Annotated in this window: 16 protein-coding genes and 2 tRNA genes; 6 read left to right on the top strand and 12 right to left on the bottom strand. The window is 66.3% G+C overall.

The window, feature by feature from the left end:
- Positions 1-58: 58 nt before the first annotated feature.
- Both AC2XR2_RS22210 and AC2XR2_RS22205 read right to left on the bottom strand, forming a co-directional pair.
- Positions 59-4,930, bottom strand: coding sequence for a PAS domain-containing protein (locus AC2XR2_RS22210; RefSeq protein WP_491516094.1), 4,872 nt, complete (start codon positions 4,928-4,930; stop codon positions 59-61).
- A 330-nt stretch (positions 4,931-5,260) separates the two neighbouring features.
- Positions 5,261-5,716, bottom strand: coding sequence for an SSI family serine proteinase inhibitor (locus tag AC2XR2_RS22205; protein WP_381303162.1), 456 nt, complete (start codon positions 5,714-5,716; stop codon positions 5,261-5,263).
- Positions 5,717-5,869: 153 nt separating this feature from the next.
- Between AC2XR2_RS22205 and AC2XR2_RS22200 the strand changes: the two genes are divergently transcribed.
- Positions 5,870-5,960: transfer RNA gene (locus AC2XR2_RS22200), tRNA-Ser, on the top strand.
- Between the two features lie 188 nt (positions 5,961-6,148).
- Positions 6,149-6,221, top strand: a tRNA-Arg gene (locus AC2XR2_RS22195).
- 91 nt (positions 6,222-6,312) lie between these two features.
- Here the strand turns inward: AC2XR2_RS22195 and AC2XR2_RS22190 are convergent.
- The 7 genes from AC2XR2_RS22190 to AC2XR2_RS22160 all read right to left on the bottom strand — a co-directional run bounded on the left by AC2XR2_RS22190 (position 6,313) and on the right by AC2XR2_RS22160 (position 12,110).
- On the bottom strand, positions 6,313-7,596 hold the full coding sequence (locus AC2XR2_RS22190; protein WP_491516093.1) for a site-specific integrase: 1,284 nt from the start codon (positions 7,594-7,596) through the stop codon (positions 6,313-6,315).
- Positions 7,596-7,778, bottom strand: a complete 183-nt coding sequence (locus AC2XR2_RS22185) for a helix-turn-helix domain-containing protein (RefSeq protein ID WP_491516092.1) — start codon at positions 7,776-7,778, stop codon at positions 7,596-7,598. Before AC2XR2_RS22185 ends, AC2XR2_RS22190 begins: the two co-directional genes overlap by 1 nt.
- Positions 7,775-9,238: a replication initiator gene (locus AC2XR2_RS22180; protein WP_491516091.1), complete on the bottom strand. Its 1,464-nt coding sequence runs from the start codon at positions 9,236-9,238 to the stop codon at positions 7,775-7,777. The genes AC2XR2_RS22185 and AC2XR2_RS22180 overlap by 4 nt, the downstream gene beginning before the upstream one ends.
- 152 nt (positions 9,239-9,390) lie before the next feature.
- Positions 9,391-10,089, bottom strand: a complete 699-nt coding sequence (locus AC2XR2_RS22175) for a DUF2637 domain-containing protein (RefSeq protein WP_491516090.1) — start codon at positions 10,087-10,089, stop codon at positions 9,391-9,393.
- Positions 10,090-10,147: 58 nt separating this feature from the next.
- Positions 10,148-11,554: an FtsK/SpoIIIE domain-containing protein gene (locus AC2XR2_RS22170; RefSeq protein WP_491516089.1), complete on the bottom strand. Its 1,407-nt coding sequence runs from the start codon at positions 11,552-11,554 to the stop codon at positions 10,148-10,150.
- On the bottom strand, positions 11,551-11,763 hold the full coding sequence (locus AC2XR2_RS22165; RefSeq protein ID WP_491516088.1) for a hypothetical protein: 213 nt from the start codon (positions 11,761-11,763) through the stop codon (positions 11,551-11,553). Before AC2XR2_RS22165 ends, AC2XR2_RS22170 begins: the two co-directional genes overlap by 4 nt.
- A complete protein-coding gene (locus AC2XR2_RS22160; protein WP_006381100.1) occupies positions 11,760-12,110 on the bottom strand; it encodes an SCO3933 family regulatory protein in 351 nt (116 codons plus the stop codon). The genes AC2XR2_RS22165 and AC2XR2_RS22160 overlap by 4 nt, the downstream gene beginning before the upstream one ends.
- A gap of 172 nt (positions 12,111-12,282) precedes the next feature.
- On the opposite strand from AC2XR2_RS22160, the gene AC2XR2_RS22155 reads away from it, so the two are divergent.
- Positions 12,283-12,774: a GntR family transcriptional regulator gene (locus AC2XR2_RS22155; RefSeq protein ID WP_491516087.1), complete on the top strand. Its 492-nt coding sequence runs from the start codon at positions 12,283-12,285 to the stop codon at positions 12,772-12,774.
- 847 nt (positions 12,775-13,621) lie between these two features.
- Here the strand turns inward: AC2XR2_RS22155 and AC2XR2_RS22150 are convergent.
- From AC2XR2_RS22150 to AC2XR2_RS22140, 3 genes are all read right to left on the bottom strand, one after another.
- Positions 13,622-14,458, bottom strand: coding sequence for a protein kinase family protein (locus AC2XR2_RS22150; protein WP_491516086.1), 837 nt, complete (start codon positions 14,456-14,458; stop codon positions 13,622-13,624).
- Positions 14,459-14,525: 67 nt separating this feature from the next.
- Positions 14,526-14,969 carry a glycine-rich domain-containing protein gene (locus tag AC2XR2_RS22145; RefSeq protein ID WP_491516085.1) on the bottom strand — a complete coding sequence of 148 codons (444 nt, stop codon included), beginning with the start codon at positions 14,967-14,969 and terminating at the stop codon, positions 14,526-14,528.
- A 249-nt stretch (positions 14,970-15,218) separates the two neighbouring features.
- Entirely contained in the window at positions 15,219-15,449 is a 231-nt protein-coding gene (locus AC2XR2_RS22140; protein WP_491516084.1) for a hypothetical protein, read from the bottom strand.
- A 119-nt stretch (positions 15,450-15,568) separates the two neighbouring features.
- Between AC2XR2_RS22140 and AC2XR2_RS22135 the strand changes: the two genes are divergently transcribed.
- From AC2XR2_RS22135 to AC2XR2_RS22125, 3 genes are all read left to right on the top strand, one after another.
- The gene (locus tag AC2XR2_RS22135) at positions 15,569-16,312 is read left to right on the top strand and encodes a DUF5919 domain-containing protein (protein ID WP_491516083.1); all 744 of its coding nucleotides are present in this window, start codon (positions 15,569-15,571) and stop codon (positions 16,310-16,312) included.
- A gap of 2 nt (positions 16,313-16,314) precedes the next feature.
- Positions 16,315-16,785, top strand: coding sequence for an NUDIX domain-containing protein (locus AC2XR2_RS22130; protein WP_491516082.1), 471 nt, complete (start codon positions 16,315-16,317; stop codon positions 16,783-16,785).
- Positions 16,786-16,895: 110 nt separating this feature from the next.
- Positions 16,896-20,783 carry an NACHT domain-containing protein gene (locus tag AC2XR2_RS22125; protein WP_491516081.1) on the top strand — a complete coding sequence of 1,296 codons (3,888 nt, stop codon included), beginning with the start codon at positions 16,896-16,898 and terminating at the stop codon, positions 20,781-20,783.
- Positions 20,784-21,282: the final 499 nt, after the last annotated feature.

Here is a 21,282-nt window from a genome sequence, read left to right as displayed (position 1 = left end):
GCGCGGGGAACTGCGTGACCAGCCACGACGCACCGGTGGACGACGACGGCGCGCGCCCCTAGTTCGTCCCGATCCTGGCCAGCAGATCCACGATCCGCGCCTGAACCTCCGCACTGGTCGACCGCTCCGCGAGGAACAGAACCGTCTCCCCGGAAGCCAGCCGAGGCAGATCCGCCTGATCCACGGCAGCCGTGTACACCACCAGCGGCGTCCGGTTCAGCTGCCCGTTCGCCCGCAGCCAGTCCACGATCCCGGCCCTGCGCCGATGCACCTGCATGAGGTCCATCACGACCAGGTTCGGCCGGAGCTGACCGGCCAGGGTCACCGCGTCCGCGTCACTGGCCGCACGAGCGACCTGCATCCCCCGCCGCTCCAGCGTCGCCGTGAGCGCCAGCGCGATCTCCGCGTGCTCCTCGATCAGCAGCACCCGCGGCGGATGCTGCTCGCTGTCCCGGGGCGCCAGCGCCTTCAGCAGTACGGCGGGATCGGCACCGTAGGCCGCCTCCCGCGAGGCCTGTCCGAGCCCCGCGGTCACCATGATCGGCACCTCGGACGCCACCGCCGCCTGCCGGAGCGACTGGAGCGCGGTCCGGGTGATCGGCCCGGTCAGCGGGTCCACGAACAGCGCGGCGGGGAAGGCCGCGATCTGCGCGTCGACCTCCTCGCGCGACTGCACGATGACGGGCCGGTACCCGCGGTCGCTGAGCGCCTGCTGGGTCGTCACGTCCGGCGCCGGCCACACCAGCAGCCGCCGCGGGTTGTCCAGCGGCTCCGGGGGCAGTTCGTCGTCCATCGGCTGCGGCCGCGGGGTGTCCGGGATCTCGACGGCCCCACCGGGACCGTCCAGCGGCTCGGGGCCCTCGGCGGCGTTCTCGTCCGGCGCCCCTATGGCGTACGACCGCCCGGCCGCCTCGGTGGCATGCGCGAGCCGCGACTGCCCGGCCAACGAGGGCTGCGGCTGCGGTGCCTGCGCTCCCGCCGCGGACTGTTCGGCCGCGGGATGCGGACGTGCCGCCTGCTCCGGGGCCGCCGTGGCGACCGCGGGGTCGGGCCGGGTGCCGAGCTTGCGCCGCCGCCCCGAACCGCCCGGCTGGTGCGGCGGAGGCGTGGCCGCCCCCGGCTGCTGCACCTGCGCCGCCTGCCGGGTGAACGGCACACCCTGCCCGAGCGTCCGCACACTGAACGCGCGGCCCTGGGTGGAGTTGGGGTCGACGGGGGCGGGGGCGGCAGCCGCGGCTGCCGCCGCGGTTTCCGCGGGCAGCGGTTGTGCCGCCCGGGCCTGCGCCTGCGCTGCCTCCGCGGGCACCTGGACGCCGGGCGCCGGAGTGGCCGGCCCGGCTTCGGGCGCCTGCGCGGGCTGGGGGGTCCCCTGCTGCGGGGGTACGGCGGTGGCGGCGCCGTTCGCCGGTACGGCGGGGGTGTCCTGGGTGGTGAGCCAGGGCTGGGCGGCGGGCGTGCCCTGGGCCGGGTCCTGCGACTGGGTTGCCTCGGCGGGGAGGGGTTGGCCGGGCTGCGCGAGAGCGGGCTGGGCCGGGACGCCGTTCTGTCCGGGGACACCTTGCGGGAGGACGGGCTGTGCCGGGGCGGGCTGTGCCGGGGCGGGCTGCGGAGGAGTGGCCTGCATGGGTGAGGTCGGGGCGGCGACGGCCTGCGGGACGAGGCCGGCCTGCCCGGTGGCGTTCTGCACGGGGACCCCCGGGTACTGACCCGGCGGCACCGCGGCGGAGACCTGCGGCGCAGGGGCCGTAGGAACTCCTGCGGGCACGGCCTGACCTGGAGCCGGCTGACCGGGAACGACCGGGCCGGGCGCGGCTGCCGGTGCGGGAACGCCCTGTGCGGGAAGGCTCTGTGCGGGGCCCTGGGCCGGAACTCCCGGCGCGGGCGTGCCGACCGGCTCGGCCGGCTGGGCGACGGCCCGTCGGCGTCGGCCCGTCGGCGCGGTGGTGGGGTGCGGCTGCGGTGGCGTGTGGTCGTCGGCCTGGTCGTGCGGGACGGCGTCGTGTCGACCGTCGTCACCGTGACCGTCGGAGGGGCCGGGCTGACCGGCGAGGAGACCCTGGCCGGGTCCCTGCGGGAGCCCGTTGGCCGGGACGGGGGCGGCGGCGGGGACCTGACCGGGGACCGGTGCCTGGACCTGCGCCGGGGTCTGGTGCTGCCCGGCGGTCTGCGGCGGAACCGGAGTTTGTGCCTGGCCCGGAGCCTGGACCTGCCCGGGGGCCTGGACCTGTCCCGGCAGCTGCCCTTGAACCGGGACCGGTCCCAGGCTGCCCGGTACCTGGCCCTGAGGCTGGAGCTGTCCGGGGACCAGTCCCTGACCGGGCAACGGAGACTGCCCAGGGACCTGCCCCTGCTGACCTGGGATCTGCCCCTGCTGACCCGGCACCTGAGCGTGACCGGGAAGCTGGCCCGGCACCTGCCCCTGAACCGGCACCTGTCCCTGAACCGGCACCTGTCCCTGAACCGGCACCTGTCCCTGAACCGGCACCTGTCCCTGAACCGGCACCTGTCCCTGAACCGGCCCCACCGCGCCGGTGTTGGCGCCGGCGCCGGTGTCGGCGTTGGCATCGGTCGGGCGGTCCGCGTCGGCGGGTGGGAGGGCGAACACCGAGCGGGGCGCCGCCTCCTGCGCGGCCGCTCGCTCCGACGCGGCGGCGAGCGCCCGCCGCCGGCGCCCGTCCTGCTGCGGTGTGCCGTCGCCCTGCGAGCCCGGACCGGCGATCTGGAGCTGCCCCTGGGGCTGCTGGCCCGCTCCGGCGGAGCCGCCCGCGGGCAACGCCGCCGGCAGCGCGTGCTGTTCGCCGCCGTCGCGACGGGCCCGGCGCCCGGCCGGCGCGGGCACGCCCTGCGGCGGCACGGTCCCGCCGAGGCCGCTCCCGACCGCCGCGGACCCGGCGGCATGCTCGGCGGCCGTCACCACGGCACCCTCGGACACCCCGGCGTCGCCCGCCTCGGCGCCCTCGGCGGACCGTCCGCGGCGTCGCCCGGTGCCACCGGAGCCGCCGTCCCCGTCCTCACCGGAGGCCTGCGCCGGTAGGGCCACGGCCTGTTCCTGTTCGCCGGCGGCCCGCCGCCTGCGCCGCCCGGTGGGCGCGGAGGACTCGTCGGTCTCGCCCGGGACGTCACCGTCCAGGAAGGAGTCGGTGGAGGACCGCCGGGCCCGCCGCCGACCGCCGCCCTCGACGGGGGCGTTCTCCACGGGAGCGGGGGCGTTGTCCACCGGGGCCGGCGCGGCCTCCAGCGCGGCCGGACCGGGAACCGCGACGGCCCCCGCCCCACCACCGATGGGCACTTCGAGGACGTACGCGCTGCCGCTCATGCCCGGCACCTCGTGCGTCTGGAGCACACCGCCGTGGGCGCGCACGATCCCGCGCACGATCGGCTCGTGCACCGGGTCGCCCCCGGCGTACGGCCCGCGCACCTCGATACGGACGCTCTCACCGCGCAGCGCGGCCGCTACGACGACCGTGTTGTCCATGTAACCGCCCGCGGACACGGGCGCGTTCCCGGTCGCGTCGACCCCGGCGACGTCCGCGATGAGGTGCGCGAGGGCGGTCGCGAGGCGCTGGGCGTCGACCTCGGCCTCGATGGGCGGAGCGTGGACGGCGAACTGGACCCGCCCCGGCCCGATCAGCTCGACCGCGCCGTCCACACCGGCGGCGACGACGGCGTCCAGCATGACGTTCGTACGGACGACGGCGTCGGCGCCCGCGTCGAGGCGCTGGTAGCCGAGGACGTTGTCGATGAGGTGGGTGATACGGGAGTAGCCGGCCGAGAGGTGGTGCAGGACCTGGTTGGCCTCGGGCCACAGCTGTCCGGCGTCGTCGGCGGCGAGCGTGGACAGCTCGCGGCGCAGTTCGTCGAGGGGCCCGCGCAGCGAGCGCCCGAGCAGCGTCAGCAACTGGTCGTGCCGGCCGGCCAGGGCCTCGTAACGGTCCTTCTCGCGCTCCCCGAGCGCGGCGTACCGCTCCTCACCGGCGGCGAGTTCCTCGTCGTGCCGCTCCTGGAGCTCCTCCAGCTCGGTGATGTGCTTCTGCCGCAGGGCGGTCAGCTCGGAGGCGTGCTCCTCCTCGAGCCGCTCCAGTTCCTCGGCGTGGGCCTGCTCGGCCGCGGACTTCTCGTCGGCGAGGGCGTCGTAGGGCCGGCGGTCGGTGAAGGTGAGCACGGCGCCGACGAGCTGGTCGCCGTCGCGCACGGGTGCGGTCGTCAGGTCGACGGGGACCTTCTCGCCCTTCTTGGACCACAGCACCTGCCCGCGCACCCGGTGCTTGCGCCCGGAGCGCAGGGTGTCGGCGAGCGGGGACTCCTCGTACGAGAAGGGGGTGCCGTCGGCGCGCGAGTGCAGGATGAGGTCGTGGAGTTCGCGGCCCCCGAGGTCGCTGGCCCGGTAACCCAGTATCTGGGCGGCGGCCGGATTGACGAGCACGATCCGCCCGTCGGTGTCGGTGCCTACGACCCCCTCGGCGGCGGCCCGCAGGATCATCTCGGTCTGCCGCTGCGACCGCGCCAGCTCGGCCTCGGTGTCGACGGTCCCGGTCAGATCCCGTACGACGAGCATGAGCAGTTCGTCGCCGCTGTAGCCGTAACCGTCGTAGGCCTGCTGGCCGTTCTCCAGGTTGGCGCTGGTGACCTCGACGGGGAACTCGGTCCCGTCGGTCCTCCTGGCCACCATCCGGGTCGGCTTGGTGCGCCCGCGGGGGTCCATGTGGTCGGGCCGGCGCATGGAGCCCGGGATGAGCCGCGAGTCGAACTCGGGCAGCAGATCGAGGAGCCCCCGCCCCACCAGAGCAGTACCCGGCGCCTCGAACGCCTCCAGCGCGATGGTGTTGGCGTTGACGACGGTCCCATTGGCGTTGACCAGCACCAACGCATCGGGAAGCGCGTCGAGTATGGCTGCGAGGCGAGCAGCGCCTCGGGATGGCCTGCTGCTCACGAGACGCTTCCTCCCTGTTACCGCACCTTGCCGACCGCTCGGGCCATCTTGCCAAGGGGCCCGCGACGTGTCACGCGAGGGAGTCTAAGCGCAGCGGTTGTGCGGGGGTGCCGGATGAGAGGGAGGTCGCACGACGAAGTGAAGTAGAACGTGTGACCGCATCCGGGGAGGGCATGTCGGGCTGCGTGCAGGGGGGAGGTGGGGGTGGGTGCCAGGGGCTTGGGTGCCGGGTGCCGGGGCGTGGGTGCCGGGGGTTGGGTGCTGGAGCTTGGAGCTTGGATCTGGGGGCTTGGATGTGGGGGCTGGGCGCGGTCCCGGTTGCTGCCGGGGCTAGGTGCCCATGTCGGGGAGGAGCGGCACGAAGCGGTTCCAGCGGGCTGTCTCGCACCCGTTGCTCCGGTCGAACCGGGCGTCCACGGGGCGGCCGGCCCAGGTGCCCGTGACGTGGGCGGTCGCGGGGCCGCCGTAGAGCATGGTGCAGACGCTGCCGTCGGGGACGGGCGCGAAGGTGTCGCGCCCCCACCGGGTGTTGCGGTCGACGGCGGCGCAGGCGCCGGCGAGGTCGGGGTGGGTGCCCTGCCCGGAGGCCCTGCCGGGATGACAGTGCACCTCATAGGTGGCGCTCCGGTCCCCCGCGTCCCGGACGGTGACGGTGAGGTGGTCGCCGCCGGTGGCCGCCGAGGCGGGCGCGGGGGCGAGGGCGGCGAGGAAGAGGGGGAGCGGGCTCAACCGGGCGAGCCGCCGGAACCGGGTGACGTGTGAGGTGCGCTGACTGACGTGTGACATGCCCTGACTAACGCCGGCCGGCGCCGCACGTTGCGCGGAGGCACTTTGCCCTGGGCGCCGCCCGCCTAGTACCGTGGGAACCGATTGGTGACACACCCTGCGACTGTGTCATCATCTGCACGCACCACTCGCGCTCGCGCGAGCGGCTGTGCGGGAGGCGTCGCCTAGTCCGGTCTATGGCGCCGCACTGCTAATGCGGTTTGGGACTTAAATCCCATCGAGGGTTCAAATCCCTCCGCCTCCGCGCAAGATCACCGAAGCCCCGGTCCCCAGGACCGGGGCTTCGTCGTCGTCCGTCACCCCCAGATGGGTGTTTCCGCAGGTCACAAGGGGTATGGCAAACGGATTTCACATGCGAGCGGCAGTCATGTAATGTTCTTCCTGTCGCCGCGAGCGGCCCGAAAGGGCAAGGAACGGCGAAAAACAGAACAAGCACTCGTAGCTTAACGGATAGAGCATCTGACTACGGATCAGAAGGTTGCAGGTTCGAATCCTGCCGAGTGCACAGCAAGTCAGAGGCCCTGTGGAGTGATCCACAGGGCCTCTGCTTTATGTCTTGACGGCAGTGTTTGACGGCAACCGCCTTTGGGAGTCGATCAGACGGCCACCGGGGCTGCGGCCGCACCGTCATCATCGTCTGGGCCGTTGCCGTCACCCCTCAACGCGTCGCCGACGCGGTCGAACGCTGAGCGTTGCGAGTCGAGCCGTACGAACGTGTAGATGTCCATGGTCACGCGGATCGAACTGTGGCCGAGGACTTCCATGATCATGCGGGCGTCGGCTCCCTGCTCGTGGAGGAGCGAGGCGCAGGTGTGTCGAAGGTCGTGGAAGCGGACCTTGCGGACGCCGGCCCGTATGGACAGCGCCTCGAAGGAGCGGTTCAGGTTGCGCGGCTCGATCGGCGTCCCGTTCTTCGTCGTGAAGACCAGACCGTGACCCGTCCCCTTCCAGTTGTCGCCCGCGCTCTTCCGATCGGCGACTTGCTGAGCGCGCTGAGCACGGAGCGCCGTCACGCACTCGGACGGCAGGGCCACGCGTCGCGCCGAGCGCTGAGTCTTCGGAGCCACGATCAGCAGCTCACCGCCGACCCGCTGTAGAGCCTGCCGGACCGTGAGGATGCCGTCGTGAAGGTCGAGGTCCGACCAGCGCAGCCCCAGCAGCTCACCGCGCCGTAGGCCGATGCGCACCGCCAGCTCGTACGCGGCCCACAGCCGGTTGTCACGAGCCGCCGCCAGGAGCTGACGGCCCTCCTTGACCGTGAGCGGTTCGATCTCGCGCTTCGTTCCCATGCTCAGCTCCACGTTCCGAGCCACGTTGCGGGGCAACTCGTCTTCTCGTACGGCGTGCTGGAGAGCGGCACGCATGATCACCAGCAGGAAGCGCACAGTCCGGTCTGAGGGGAGCTTCTTGCAGCACTTACCTAGGGCGCAGCAGCGCCGCTTGTGCTCCGGACGCTTCTTGTCCTTGCCTTGTGCGCAGCACTGGCAGGTGACGGCCGTCTTCGCGAGGAAGGCGCGGATGTCGCGGGCGGTCAGCCGGACCAGCTTCTTCCGGCCGAACTCTGTGGTGACGTAGTTGCGAACGAGGGACTCGTAGTTGACGTAGGTCGTTCGGCGGACCTTGCCCTGCGCAACGTTCGTCAGCCAGTAGGCCAGGTACTCGGCGATCGTCATCTTGTTGGTGGCGACCGGGAGGCCACTGAGGGAGTTCGCCTTGAGCTTGGTGAGCTTCTCGTGGGCGTCATCCCAGGTCTTGCCGTAGACGCTGCGCCGCTTGTACGTGCCGTCCGTCGTGAGGACGTACGCGCTTCCCTCCCAACGGCCGTCCTTGCGCAGGTAGATGGTGCCCTCGTTGTTGGCATTCTTCTTCGACTGGGCCATCAGGCGGCTTCCTGTTCGGTACGGAGGGAGATGTATGCGTCCACGGCGGCTTCGCTGATGCGTCGGCAGCGGCCGATCTTGAACGAGGTGAGTTCGCGGGAGCGGATCAGGTCGTGGACCTTCCAGCGGCTGATGCCGAGACGCTCGGCGACCTGGTCCACGGTGAGCACGGCCGTCGTCATGCGTGCAGGAGCCCTTCCTGTTTGGCGCGTTGGGTGTGGGCGATGTCGTGGCGGACCTGGGCAGCGAGGAGTTCTTCGCCGGGGCTGTAGCCGCTGCTCAGGTATGTCCAGGAGGAAGCGGTGACGAGGGTGGTGTTCTCGTCGTCGACGGGTAGGCCGGCCCGGATGCGGGCGGCTTCGGCCTGAGCTGTGCGCCAGGCGTGGCGTACGTCGCGGAGTGCGCCGAGAGTGGTCGAGTAGGCACGCGACTTGCTGGAGAAGTGGCCGCGGAAGCCGAGCATGTGAGCCCACTTCCAGAGCTTGAGGTGGGCGAACTCGGGGAGGTGGCCGAGGGCCCAGGCGGTGCGGATCATCTGCCGGGCGTGCTGCTGGACGGGGAGGTCTGCGAGGGGTTCGGCTTGGCCGGTGCCGTCGCAGTCGGCGCACAAGTCACGGAATCCGTCCGGGCCGCGTACGTAGCCGCGTCCGGCACAGGGGCGGCATACGAGGGTGCGGTCCACGGTGCCCGCGCCTTCGGCGTTCTTGGTCGCGTACTTGGCCACGTATCCGGCGACCTTGGCGTCCGTGAGTTCGCCGTCCCCCAGGGCGGAGATCTGGTCCACCTTGAAGCGGTCGCCCCACCGGATGACGCGTTCGCCGACGGCGTCCGACTCGACCGTGAGCCGGGCACGCTCGACGGCCAGTCCGACGGCGACCCGGAGGGCGTCGAAGGTCGCCCAGGCCGGGGGAGAGGTGGTGTGGCCGTCGGGCCCGTCGAAACGGACGACCGCGTGGAAGTGGACGAGGCCGCGTTGTTGGTATTCGGCGACCTTGGCGAAGGAGACGCGGAGAGCAGCGTTGAGTGCCTTCTGCGTCAGGCCGAGGTACTCGGCGAGGGCGCGGCGCAGGTAGGTGGTGAAGCGCGCCCACAGGGCCCCGGCGTGAGCGTTCCACAGCACGGCTCCGGCGTAGTCATAGCTAGTCGGACGGAGTGGGGTGCCGAGTTCGGGGGCGTCCTGGGGGTGGCTCTCGCCGCATGCGCAGGGGCGGGGCTTGCCCGCGTCGGTCGTCGGACGGTTGTGGACGGTGCCGAAGGACGGGGCGGTGAGGGTGACGAAGGCGCGGGGGTGGTCGCGGACGGCTTCGGTGACGTTCTTGCCGCCGGACAGTCCTGCCTTGATCAGGTGGTAGGTGTCGGCGGCGTAGAGGCGGGAGCAGGCGGGGCAGCGGGAGGCGCGGCGGTTGCCGCAGGTGGTGAGGAGGCGTCCGGAGGGTTCGTCCTCAGAGCGGTAGGAGCGGACCACTTGCTTGGTGGTCTGGTCGGTGGTGACGGTCCAGCCGTGCAGGTTGACGGGACTGGTGCAGCCGCGAAGGTCGCGGACCTGTTCGGCGACTCGGTCGAAGTCGTCCGTGTTGGCCAGTTCGACCAGGTCCCGCAGGCCGGGGCTGATGACGTGGCGCAGGTCGAGGGGGCGGCGCATGAGTGGCGAAGAGTCCTTTCTGGCACGAGGGTGGGCCTGCGGGCAGCAGCGATTCAGTGCGCTCGGGCTGCTGCCCGCAGGCATGGCAGGTCGGGCCCAGCGGTGGGGCGGCGGTGGGAAGTGCCGGAGAGGCCGGCGGAGGGGAGTAGCCGCTACAGAGCGGCGTGCAACGCGGTGGCCATGGGCAGGCCGATCCCGAGTCGCGTCTTGAGCTGGGCTGCCGTGATCGGTTCACCGTGCTCGGTGTGGTGAGACCTCGCGATGGAGCGTGCTTCGGTCAGCAGCGGCTCAGGAACCTTGATTGCGGGCGAAGCGGGAGCTGGGGCGATCTGAGGAGCGACCGAGGCCGGGGCAGGAACGATGAGCGGCACCCCAGGACGGGAGACGTCGGAAGTCGTCTCAGGGTCCGACCCGATCGCGCTCGGCAAGGGAGTTGATGCGGCGGGGCGCGCAACAGTGTGGAAGGCGCGCAGGAGCTGCGGGCCGACGGAGCCCCAGCCGAGGAGGAGCAGCGGGGCCACCGCGTCGACGGCGGCACGGCCGTAGTGTCCCGCGACGACCGGTTCGGCGACGTTGAGGGCGAGGGTCAGCAGTCCGGAGAAGTGCATGAGGCGCGTGGCGGACGTCATCTGCTCTGCGGGGAGACCGCGTAGAGAGAGGTAGCGGAGTGCAACCAGGAGGCCGACCACGGACAGGTCCACCATCGGGGCGATGAGCGGTGCGATCGGGCGGGGCACGCCGAGGCGCAGGGCGAGGGACCAGACGTTGCCGAAGGAGAAGACGAATGCCAGCGCGGCAATGACGATCATGACGGCGGTGATGGTGCGCTGAGTGATCCGGTCTTCTGCCATGAGTGTTCACCTCCTCTCCTGCGGTATCAGGGACTTGCGAGGGCGTAGGTCGGGCCGCTCAGGCGTCGAGCTTCGTAAGATCCACATCCGCCATGCGAGGGCCGAGGGCGGCTTCCAAGAGGGCGTACGGGTCGGCGGTCAGGTCGGCCGTCTCTTCGGCGATCCGAGCTGCTTCCGCGTCGGGTACGTAGGGCGTACGGATGCGGGTGAAGCCGGGTTGCGACTGGTGGTTCATCGACGCGACGCCGACGTAGGTGGGGTCTTGGAGGTTGATCGGGTTGGCGTCCGGCCATTCCCGGATCTCGTCGCCGAGCGCGGCCACGGCTGCTTCGGCGGTCTTCTGGGCGAAGCTCAGGCCGACAGGGCACACGTCGCGGATGAAGGTGGGGATCGCGTCGCCGGTGGACTTCTGAGTGGTGAGGATGACGAGCAGTCCCACGGACCGGCCCTTTTTCACCAGGTCTTCCACGAGCCGGGCGTTCTCGGCGGCGAGCGCGGCCAACTTCTTCGTCTGCTGGTCGCTGCCCTTGTGGTCACGGAAGTAGGTGTGTGCTTCGTCGACGATCAGTACGACGAGGGGCCAGCTCGTGGAGGGGCCGATGTCCCACATGGACTTCACGCCGAGCACGTGGCGCACCGAGGCCGACCGGGCGCGGCGGAGCTCCACCAGGTGCCGGAACAGCTTATTGGCCTCTTCCAGGTCATCCCCCACGAAGGCGAACATGCGCTGTACCCAGTCCGCGTAGTCGCCTTCATAGGCAGCCGACACCTTGCCATCAGCGCAGGCGAACTGCACCGCAGGCGAGGGCGCCCAGTCGGAGAGGAGCCTGTTGATCAGGCTGGTCTTGCCGAAGCCGGGGAGGCCGGCCACGGTCACCCCGGGTACCTGCGTGAGGTTCACGGACACGGGCTGTGCGTACTCGTCCAGGCCCAGATCCCACCGGGCTGTCTCCTCGGGTGGCTCGCCCGTGGGGTGGTGCTCGGTGGGGAACTTCAGCGGGTCCAGCCGCACACCCCGGATGAGGACCTGCCCAGGACTGTCCTGAGTGATCGCCACCCGTGTGCATCGCCAGGCGTCCGCCAGGTGCGGGCCCGCCTTCTGGAACTGATGAAGCCCAACGCCAGGCAGGCACTGCGCCCGCGCGATCACTCCGTACGCGTCGTGCTTCACCTTCAGGGAGGGGATGAGGACGCGCGGCTTGATGGGCTTGCCGTTCGTGTTCGCCAGCGACGCCAGCGCGGTCGGGGTCTTGTCCGTGGCCGACAGCTTGAGCATGGGTGCGAGCCGCTTCCAGCCCCACCGCACGCGAATGGCCTGCCGTATGGACTGCCGGGTCATGGCATCGGCGCGAACGTAGCGGACCACCCACCAGACTGCCCATCCGACAAGCACGGCGAGCGCCAGGGCGACGACGAGCGGGACGTGACCGAGGATGCCTTCCGCCGGGGGGTTCGGATCCTTCATGTGCGGTTCTCCAACGGGTTGTAGAGGAAGGCCCCGAGGGCTGTTTCGAGGGCTGCCCGATCTGCCGGGCAGTCGAGGCGGGGGTAGCCGTAGCCGACGAGCACGGCCGCCACCGAGGTCACGAGTGATTCGGTGAACCGGGCATCCGGCCCGGCGTGAGGCAGCGGGTAGCTGCGCTCAGCGCCGGACCGGGAAGTGGTGCCGCTCACGCCGCCTCAGCAGCCGGGGCCACCAGGTCCAGGCGGCCCGCGCGGTAGGCGATGCCGTCCGAGAGCGAGCCGTTGAAGATGCGAGCCCACGGTGTGGCGAACAGCTCCACCGGCATGACCGGGACACCCGGCCGGAGGCCGTTGGGGAGACCGGTTTCCGGGACGGTGATCTTCAGGGCCTCGGCACGGTCCTCTTCCATGAAGAAGAGGGTGATCGTGTAGAGCTTCGCGCCGGTCTCACGGTCGGTGGCGAACTGCGTCTTCTCCTGGTCCGCGTACTTGGGGACCGGCAGGGTGCCGACCATGAACGAGGACGTGGGGAGCAGGCCAACGCGGATGCGTGCCATGGGAGTTGATTCCTTTCGATTGCGCTCCACCGGAGTGGTGGGGCGTGCTCTCCATTGAACATAGCAGACCTAGCAGAGTCAAGTGAATCGAGTGAGCTAGGTGCCCCACTGACATAGGCCACCTATGTCAGTGGGGTGTGCTAGGGATGCTAGGAATCGCTACTCTTGGGCCATGAGCCCCGCGCCAGAGAGCAAGCAGGACCGCCGGCCGCCGTATCAGCACGCTGCCGACGAGATTCGGCGCGACATCTTGCAGGGGCGGATCAAGCCGGGCGAGCAGATGCCGTCCATCCGCGAGCTACAGGAACGCTTCGGCGTGGCGAACATGACCGCCAGGTCCGCGCTCAACGTGCTGCGCGATGAGGGTCTGATCTACACGATCCACGGGCGGGGCAGCTTCGTCGCTGACCACAACGCCGGCGGGGAGCTCTCGGCGAACTACAACGCTCCCGCCTGGTATTTGGCGAACAAGGACGCGAGCGTTGGCCAGGCAGGGGCGAGGGAGGGAGAGCCCGACGACGCCGAAGCAGTCGAAGTCGCCGGGACCACCCTTGCCGAGGTACTCACCGCACTACGTGACGAGATCCGTGTTCTCAGTGCCGATCATCAGGAACTGCGGCGTGAGGTCGAGGAACTGAAGGCAGCTCAGCAGCCGAAGCCGTAGTCCTGAACTGGGCCACTTCCTCTCGCAACTCCCTTGTCTCTCTGCTGAGGCGAGCGACCATGGCTCGCATCTCCTCGATCAGTGCGACCACCTGATCCGTGTCCCCGCCGTGAATGCTGGTCGACCCCATTTCGTTGTCCGGTATGTGCTCGGTCATCGTTCCTCGCTTGCCACCGTGCCGTCGTTGCGTGCCGCACTCGCTCGCTCTGTCGGGGCCCGCCCGCCGCATCCGTGTCTCTCCCAGGTCGATCGACTACTTCGCTGCGGTGCTGTTCAGAGTTTCTTTACTGGATCAAGGCGGCCCGCCTGCGGCGGACCGCGCGCGCTGGCGGCCACGGGCCGCCGCCGCTCCCTGTCTCCGCCACCGCTGCGTCGGCCCCCGGCCACTCAGCGCGCAGTACCGCCGAGTCAGACAGCCAGGGCAGGAAGCGGCTCGCCCAAACCAAGGATCAGGTCGAGCCCGAGCAGGCACGGCCCGCCGCACTGGTGACCCTCGTTTCGAAATCTGGAAACGTGGCTGATGCCGGAACAGGGTTGCTGGAGACATACGTGACGGGTGCCTGTTCGGCGGACTCGCCGTCGTGGCTGACTTTCGGTGGTCCAGGTCAGAACTGTGCGCCCAATGACCGTCGTTCATTCGCCCTCCTCCCCAACGCAACGCCAGCTGAGTGGGGTTGCAGCCGCACCCGAATCCGCGCACGCCGACTGCCCCGGTACCATCGGCACCGGGGTCCTGATCAGGGCTTCCATGACCGGACCACCCGGAATGCTGTCCAGGCTGAGGGTGGTCCGGTCTCTTGTTGTTGGTCGCCCCGCGCGAGCAGGCTGGGCGAAACGGGCCGTGGGATCAGCTCAGGGCTTTACCCACCTCGTAGATCGTTGGCCGATCTTCGGGAGCATGGCTGAGCATCGCGTCGACCAGATCGCCCAGCTCACCGGGCGCCCTCACAGGACGGCGCCTTCCGTTCGCCACTGCTTCTCTCTGGACGGCGCGCGGAGCGTCGTCCGGGTACTCGACCGCTCGCCACCCGGTGGCTGAGATCAGGAGGGACGCCCCGAGGGCGTAAATGTCGGCCTCCTGCGTCGGCTCGGCTTCTCCGATGTCGAGCACGCTGCGAGCGATCTCTGGCGCCTCGTAGTGGACGAGGCAGCCGCGGAACGGGAAGTCGTAACTCTCAGGTACCTGCCCGCCGCGAGCTAGCGCGAGGTCGATGAGATGGGTTCGTACCGGCCCGATGATGAAGTGGGCAGGCTGCACGTCGCCGTGTGCCCAGCCCCGTACATGGAGTTCTGCCAGCGCTTCGACGCAGCCCAGTGCCACGCTGTAGTGCGGGGCGATGGATGAGCCGCGTCTGCGGCAGGGCTCCCAGATCCGGTACAGGTCTGGTCCCTCGTGCCACGGCTGGAAGTTCCAGGTTCCGCGCTCCCACTCGCCGTATGCGACCTCACCCGAGCCGAGACGGTGCAGCACGGCCCCTTCGCGTGCGGGCGCAAGCGCGGTCCAGGGTTGGGCCGGCCACTCCCCGGTGGCTTCGATCGGATGGCCGAGTTTCACGGCGTGGTGACCACGGGGGCCGTCCACCTCCCAGACCGTGGAGCCCCGACGGCTCAGGACCAGCCGCTGTCCCGTGGGCATGAGCGCGTTGAGCACCGCGATCGGCATTTCAGGGGTTGAGTCGGACAACGTCCTCTCTCCTTCCGGCGACGCGGCCGACCACCAACCCGGGTCGACCGCCTCGCTGTTGTGGGTGCTACGCGTCACCGTAGGGACGGCCGCAGTCCGAGTCGCACTGTGCGAGGTTCGTGCCGTCGACGGTCCACAAGTCGTCGAAGACCGCGAATCCGGCGGCCTTCATGGCACGGGCCGAGGCCGCGACCTTCTCCGGGGCGCGGGCCCCACCGCCTGGCTTCGGGTTGTGATGCAGGAAGCGGCCCGCGTACCGCTCGCACAGTTGGGCGTACTCCTTGGTGTGCAGGATGAGGGCGTGAAGGCCGAGGTCGACATCGTCCGAAGGGACCATGGAAACGGTGGCAGTTGCCGCCGTGACCACGAACGCCACCGCCTGGTCGGCGATCCGCTCGGCACGCTCGGCCGACTCGCTGTTGTGGGTGACCACGAAGTGGGCGAGGCTCTCGAACAGTTCCTCACCTGCGACCGCGCGACCGGTCTTCTGCACGTTCGCCGTTGCTGTCATGTGCCGCCTCCTCATGTGAAGTGGTGCAGGGCACTTACCTGCCGCCTCGATCGCCGAGTTCAACTCGAAGGCGATCGCCAGCGGGATCGGAGGCCGGCCCCGAACGGGGACGGGGAGCCGTACGTGGCACCCGCTCGGGGCGGCCGGTCTAGTACTGGCCGATACCGAGGGCCATGCCGATCACCAAGCCGCACGAGCCGCTGATGCAGATGATGAACAGGACCCCGGCATACCGGCCGACGGCGCGCATCACAGCCCGACCCGACTGTTGCCGTTCCTCGTTGCTAGGCGGGCGCTGAGTTCTGCCCGAGCGCTGAGTGCGACGACGTTGTCCGGCATGGCGTCCCACTCCCTGCCTCCAGGGATTGGCCGCATCTGCACGCGACCGCCGATCTCACCCATGACGACGCCGATGCGTCTGCTGGCACTGTCCTTCGCCAGTTCGCCGATGCCTGGCCTGGTCTGCTGGTTGCTCGCCATGCACCCGAGCTTCGTGCCGACCACCAGGACGTCGGAACCACCGACAATCCCCACTTCAGGACGTCCCGCGTCGGGTAGAACGTCCCTAGTGCCGTCCCCGGATGTTAGGAGAGATTGAAATGGCAAACGAGAGACTACGTGCGGCCATGGCGGCCGGTGGCTGGACGTACAACGCCCTCGCGGGCAGGGTCGAAGTCGATCCCAAGTCCGTCGAACGATGGGTCAACCTGGGGCGTACGCCACGTCGTGCCACAGCCATGTTGGCAGCAGAAACGCTAGGAGAAGACGTGCACGCTCTATGGCCATCGCTCAGGCAGGCACGCCCCGCCCGCGCCGTCAGCCCAGAACTTGTGGCTCTCTACGACCAGCGGGCGGACATCCCCGTATCCACCTTCGTGGACCTGCTGACCCAGGCGCGCGAGCAGATCGACGTCTTGGTGTACGCCGCCGTCTTCCTGCACGAGGCGTACCCGAGACTCAACGAGCTCTTGAAGGAGCGAGCGGCCGAGGGCTGCACGGTCCGCATCGCGCTCGGCGACGCGGAGAGCTCGAACGTCCAACAGCGCGGCGACGAGGAGAAGTTCGGCCACGGCATCCAGTCACGTTGCCGTCTCGCGCTGATGCACTATCGCCCGCTTATTGGGACGCAGGGCATCGAGGTACGGACCCATGCCACGACGCTCTACAACTCGATTTATCGGGCCGATGACCAGGCACTGGTCAACGCCCACGTCTGGGGCGTGAACGCCTACCGGGCCCCCGTGTGGCACCTGCGCCGAATTGGGGAAGGCGGCATGTTCGAGACCTACGCTGACAGCTTTGATGCAGTGTGGGCGACCGCGAAGCCAGTACGAGAGAAGTGATCATGGCACGCACTGAGTACTACGACGACCCGGACGCCCCCAAGCCCAACAGTCTGGTCGTTGCCGCGTCCGCAGTGGTCACTGACGACGAGGGACGCATCCTCCTACAGCGCCGGCGGGACAACGATCTCTGGGCGCTGCCTGGCGGCGGCATGGAAATGACGGACTCCCTGCCGGGCACTGCCGTCCGTGAGGTGAAGGAGGAGACGGGCCTGGACGTGGAGATCACCGGTCTCGTCGGGACCTACACCGACCCTCGCCACGTCATCGCTTACACGGATGGTGAGGTGCGTCGACAGTTCAACGTCTGCTTCACCGCTCGTGTGGTCGACGGGCGGCTTGCTATCTCGGATGAGTCCACGGAGCTGAGGTTCGTCAAGCCGGAGGAAATCGATCAGCTGCCGATGCACCACACGCAACGGCTCAGGATCCGTCACTTCCTGGAGCACCACGAGCGACCCTATCTCGGTTGAGTCGGCGCACTGCCACTGGTGTGAGCCCCGCTGTACGGGCATCTAGAAACAGAAGCACGGGCAGCGGCAAACCCATGACAGCCTGGCATAAAGACGGCACCATGGTGCACATGCGATTCGACCTGAGCGGTCTTGACAGTCGAGAATTCGAACATCTAACCCAATCCATCGCCGTTGCTGAGCTCGGAGCCGGAGTAGGCGTCTTCGGCTCGGGCGCTGATGGAGGCCGTGAGGCCACATTCGACGGCCCGGTCCCGATCAGCACCAACGGGCATTCCTGGGATGGATACGGAGTAATCCAAGCTAAACACAAAGAAGTGCTTAGCGACCCTAAGGATAATGCGACATGGCTGATTCGGGAAGTCGACAAAGAGATGGAAGGGTGGGTCAAAAGGAAGGAGGCAGGGAGGAGAATTCCTGCATACTACGTCGTTTCCACCAACGTGAGACTCTCCCCGCAAAGCGATGGCGGGATCGACAGAGTTGATGAATGCCTGAAGAGGCATGCCAAAAAGATGGGTTTTATCGGATGGCTCGTCTGGCACTCTGACACTATTTCAACCTTCTTGGCAAATAATAGAGATATTCGCATTTCTTACGCATCGTGGGTTACGCCAGGCGATGTCCTAGCGCAGGTGCTATCAGACCAGGACGACTCTGCAGCGAATGTCTCTGATGCCCTTAAGTCCTTTACCGCAAAGGAATTGCTCAGGGGTCGGTACGTTAATCTTGACCAGGCTGGATCTACCGACGATCGAAGTGTCGCTCTGGCTGAAATCTTCATCGATCTTCCATATCAGCCATGGTCTGGTGTCGAAGAGGCAAGATCAAGAACCTCTCTGAAAGCACTGAGCTCAATCATCAATGCCGCCGATCAGGGTGAGGCACTGAAAGAAGGTCGTGGATCGGTAAGGGGTACTAGTAATAGTCAAAGGCTGGTCTTCGTTGCAGGTCCAGGTCAAGGAAAAACAACCATCACGCAATTCGCGTGTCAGATGTACCGCGCTGCGCTCGTAGTTGACACTGCTGAGGCGAAGTTCGGGAAAGTGAAGGTCGCATGCGACAAAATCTTTAGCCTAATGGAACAGGAAGGTTTGACACGTCCTAGGAACCGACGTTGGCCCGTAAATATTCAGCTTACCCGGCTGGCAGATGCCGTAGCCAGAGGGGAAGCTCACTCTGTCCTCGACTATCTCGCTAATGCGATTTCTGCTAAAACCACCATTTCGATCACGGCGTACCAACTGCGCAAGTGGCTCGCCACCTATCCATGGTTTGTAGTACTCGATGGCCTTGACGAGGTTCCGGCCGCTAGCAATCGGAGTGAAATCCTTTCCCTGATTGACGACTTTCTAATCGAGTCGGCATCAGTCGGTGGTGATGTCTTTGTCGTAGCGACGACCCGCCCGCAAGGATATACTGACGAATTTTCTCCACAACACTACAACCACCTACATCTCACCGCTCTGAGCAAAGATATTGCGATGAGCTACGGAAAAAAGTTGGCTATTGCCCGGCATGGTCTCGATAGCGACAGGACGGATCAGCTTATCGAAAGGCTGGACCGAGCATGCGTTGAGCCAGCTACATCACGATTGATGACCACCCCACTACAAGTGACTATCCTGGCAGTCTTGCTGGAGAGAGTTGGGCAAGCTCCAAAAGACAGGTACAACCTATTTGCTGACTATTATCGAGTTATCTATGAGAGGGAACTCGAAAAGCACAGTCAGGCTAGCTCGCTGCTGCGTGATCGCCGTTCTGATGTCGATGCGATCCATGCGCGGGTAGGTCTCCTACTGCAAACCCGTAGTGAAAACTCTGGTGAAACACACTCAACGCTTTCCGTGGAGGAGCTCCGTCAGATTGTACGGGATCGTCTGGAGACAGAGGGGCATCGTGGCGACTCGCTGGCTGCACTATGTAAGCAGGTAATTCAGGCAGCTACGGATAGACTAGTTTTCCTGGTTTCAAGTAGGTCCGATGAAGTCGGTTTCGAGATCAGGTCACTTCAGGAATTTTGGGCAGCTCAAGGAATTATGCAGCGCCCTGAAAATCAAATTCCTGACACGCTTCGACTAATCGCTTCCAGCTCACACTGGCGTAACACTCTCCTCTTCGCTCTGGGGCATATTTTTTCACGGCGCGAGAATCTGCGGGAGACCGTTATTTCTCTGGTTTCGGAGCTAAACAGTCATTCAATCGAGCATGGGGAGGTAAAGAAGGCGATTCTAGCCGGATCGCGACTTTCCGTCGCGATCCTCTCCGACGGAATGGTTCGGTCGCCGATCCACCTACAATCGCTAACAGACCAAGCAGCGGCGCTCTTGCGGCTTCCACCAGACTCTGATGTTCGCCGCGTGCCGCAATGTATTCCGGCAGATATGACTGGTGTTGTAGTCCAAGTAGCTGAGGATGAATTGCATGGGAGAGCCAAAACGGACGATCTCAGTTTGCTGTATTGCCTAAGCGTTCTGACGGTTCGCTCAGATTTGTCTAATGAGTCTCGTGAAACTCTGGAAAGTTTCATCATTCCTCTTTATGAGAAATTGACAGATCGATCCAAGTATCAGCTCATGACGCTTGCCTACACTACGGATAATGTGAAGCTCCGTGTATTGACTCAGGATTGCCTACTAGATGCTCCATTGCCGCTAGTGGTTCAGGCCATCGTTGGAGATGCAGGCCGTAAGGCTCGCTCCGTCCCTAGAAATGGCAAATCACCTGATGAACCCCAGTGGGCTAGGGCATTTCGAGCTGCAGTACGTAGGTATCCCAAAAATGCAGTTCCTTCATCAGCGGAGGTAGATCCCCTCGGATTTTCTGGTCGGCTTACCTCAATCAGAGAGTCAAATGCTCCATGGGTTCGTCTATCTAATTTCAATCCCCCTAAGCTCACGCTCGTCCATGAACTCGGAAAGTTCTTCCTAGATCCCGACGCAGCTTCTCTGGCCGAGTTCCTTCGATCAGCTGCAAATCGACCACAGGATATTCGGGCGATCGAGAATTCCTTGCCCTGGGTCGTGACACAGGTACTCCGAGAAGAACCAAACATCGCACAAGCTGCGCAGGCTGTTGAAGCAGGAGAGTACGGTGACGTCCAAGAATGGGACCATCTAGAGGCTTCATGGACCGGGCATATCGATTGGCGCATCATGTTCAACGATATGAAGGGCTACTTTGAAAACGGGCGAGAATTTTATCCCCTAGGCTCCGCAAGCGGGTCATATATGGTGCTCCCTGACGGTTCTCCAGGTATTGATGTTTTGAAAGGTATCTTCAAAGACTACGCTGAGATTGATTCGCCGGTAACCGGAGTTCGCGGGGCGTTTGCCTCGTGGTTGCTCACCATGCTCTGGGTGGCTGCGCATACGCGGCGAGATATTTTGGATGAAGTCGGCCCGTGTGCGACTCAACTGGTACTTGAGGACGCTTGTCAGGGTAGCTACGTGCATTTGGGGTGGGCTGAATATATTCCGCCGGAGTCGATCCCTGCGTGGGGGGACTGTCTGGATTTTGCAGGACGTTTCGCTGGCGAGAGCTATCTGTCACTAACTCGGGAGCGAGTGAGTGCCATTCTTTCCTTGTGGCGACAGAACCCTGAGCGTTGGGGTTTGGGACGTCTTGCTCTTAAGACGAGTTCTGAGAAGGTCGAACTTCCTCGGAAGCCGGAATATCGTTGGCAGTCGCCTCAGAACCTCTCTCCTGAAGCGCGACGTATTAGCCTACTCGTGGCTGCAGTCTTCGGTGACCCGAGTTCTAGGGCCGACGCGTGGTCTCTGAGTGATCACGTGTTGAAATTGCTAGACGCTTCTGACCGTGAAATTATCACAGAGGGCATTCGGGCAGTTCATCCTGCTGCGTCGCACCTAAGTAGAGTTCTGTGTTTGATGCTTGCCGAAGGGCTCGTCGGAGAAATGAGTCTGCGCCAATTGCTAATCGAGCGCCTAGTTGAATCCTTCGGCGAGGATTTTAGCGGCATGAGTGAAGTGAGGTAACGGAAATTTTTTACCTCTGGTCCCAGACCGCCCATAAGTCTAGTGGAACACGGAACTGTGATATTGGCCTTCTCGGGGCGCGTCAGAGCGTGGGTGAGGTTTAAAAGTGTGCTCGCCCCAAGTTTGGCGGACTCATCTGGGAACCAGGTTGTTCTGAGGTGCGAGGTGCTGGCCGGCGCTCATGCCTCGCGCGGGGAGCGGAGCGAGGTGCCTTGGTACTAGTAGGGAAGGCAGTAACCCCCAGCTGGGCTGGGCCTGAGGCCCTACACCCGCTCCGAGATGCTTCTGGTCAGTGTCCGCGTACGGAACTGACGGCAACGTTGACGGCAACGACGTCACACAGAGGCTAGTGATCACGACCACTAGCAATCATCTGTGCGGAAAGCGGAGCCCCCGCCAGGCGGCCTGCCCGATCCTACGGATCAGAAGGTTGCAGGTTCGAATCCTGCCGAGTGCACATAGATCAAAGCCCCTCCGGGATCATCCCGGAGGGGCTTTG

This window comes from Streptomyces sp. LS-MS-L19 (assembly GCF_058382285.1).
This window is presented reverse-complemented; position numbering and strand designations above follow the sequence as displayed.

Excerpts from the sequence above, each read along its gene's own strand:
- AC2XR2_RS22170 (WP_491516089.1), bottom strand. The coding sequence starts at position 11,554 with ATGAAGGATCCGAACCCCCCGGCGGAAGGCATCCTCGGTCACGTCCCG.
- AC2XR2_RS22135 (WP_491516083.1), top strand. The coding sequence starts at position 15,569 with ATGGCAAACGAGAGACTACGTGCGGCCATGGCGGCCGGTGGCTGGACG.
- AC2XR2_RS22155 (WP_491516087.1), top strand. The coding sequence starts at position 12,283 with ATGAGCCCCGCGCCAGAGAGCAAGCAGGACCGCCGGCCGCCGTATCAG.
- AC2XR2_RS22125 (WP_491516081.1), top strand. The coding sequence starts at position 16,896 with ATGCGATTCGACCTGAGCGGTCTTGACAGTCGAGAATTCGAACATCTA.
- AC2XR2_RS22160 (WP_006381100.1), bottom strand. The coding sequence starts at position 12,110 with ATGGCACGCATCCGCGTTGGCCTGCTCCCCACGTCCTCGTTCATGGTC.
- AC2XR2_RS22140 (WP_491516084.1), bottom strand. The coding sequence starts at position 15,449 with ATGGCGAGCAACCAGCAGACCAGGCCAGGCATCGGCGAACTGGCGAAG.
- AC2XR2_RS22130 (WP_491516082.1), top strand. The coding sequence starts at position 16,315 with ATGGCACGCACTGAGTACTACGACGACCCGGACGCCCCCAAGCCCAAC.
- AC2XR2_RS22175 (WP_491516090.1), bottom strand. The coding sequence starts at position 10,089 with ATGGCAGAAGACCGGATCACTCAGCGCACCATCACCGCCGTCATGATC.
- AC2XR2_RS22180 (WP_491516091.1), bottom strand. The coding sequence starts at position 9,238 with ATGCGCCGCCCCCTCGACCTGCGCCACGTCATCAGCCCCGGCCTGCGG.
- AC2XR2_RS22185 (WP_491516092.1), bottom strand. The coding sequence starts at position 7,778 with ATGACGACGGCCGTGCTCACCGTGGACCAGGTCGCCGAGCGTCTCGGC.
- AC2XR2_RS22205 (WP_381303162.1), bottom strand. The coding sequence starts at position 5,716 with ATGTCACACGTCAGTCAGCGCACCTCACACGTCACCCGGTTCCGGCGG.
- AC2XR2_RS22190 (WP_491516093.1), bottom strand. The coding sequence starts at position 7,596 with ATGGCCCAGTCGAAGAAGAATGCCAACAACGAGGGCACCATCTACCTG.
- AC2XR2_RS22145 (WP_491516085.1), bottom strand. The coding sequence starts at position 14,969 with ATGACAGCAACGGCGAACGTGCAGAAGACCGGTCGCGCGGTCGCAGGT.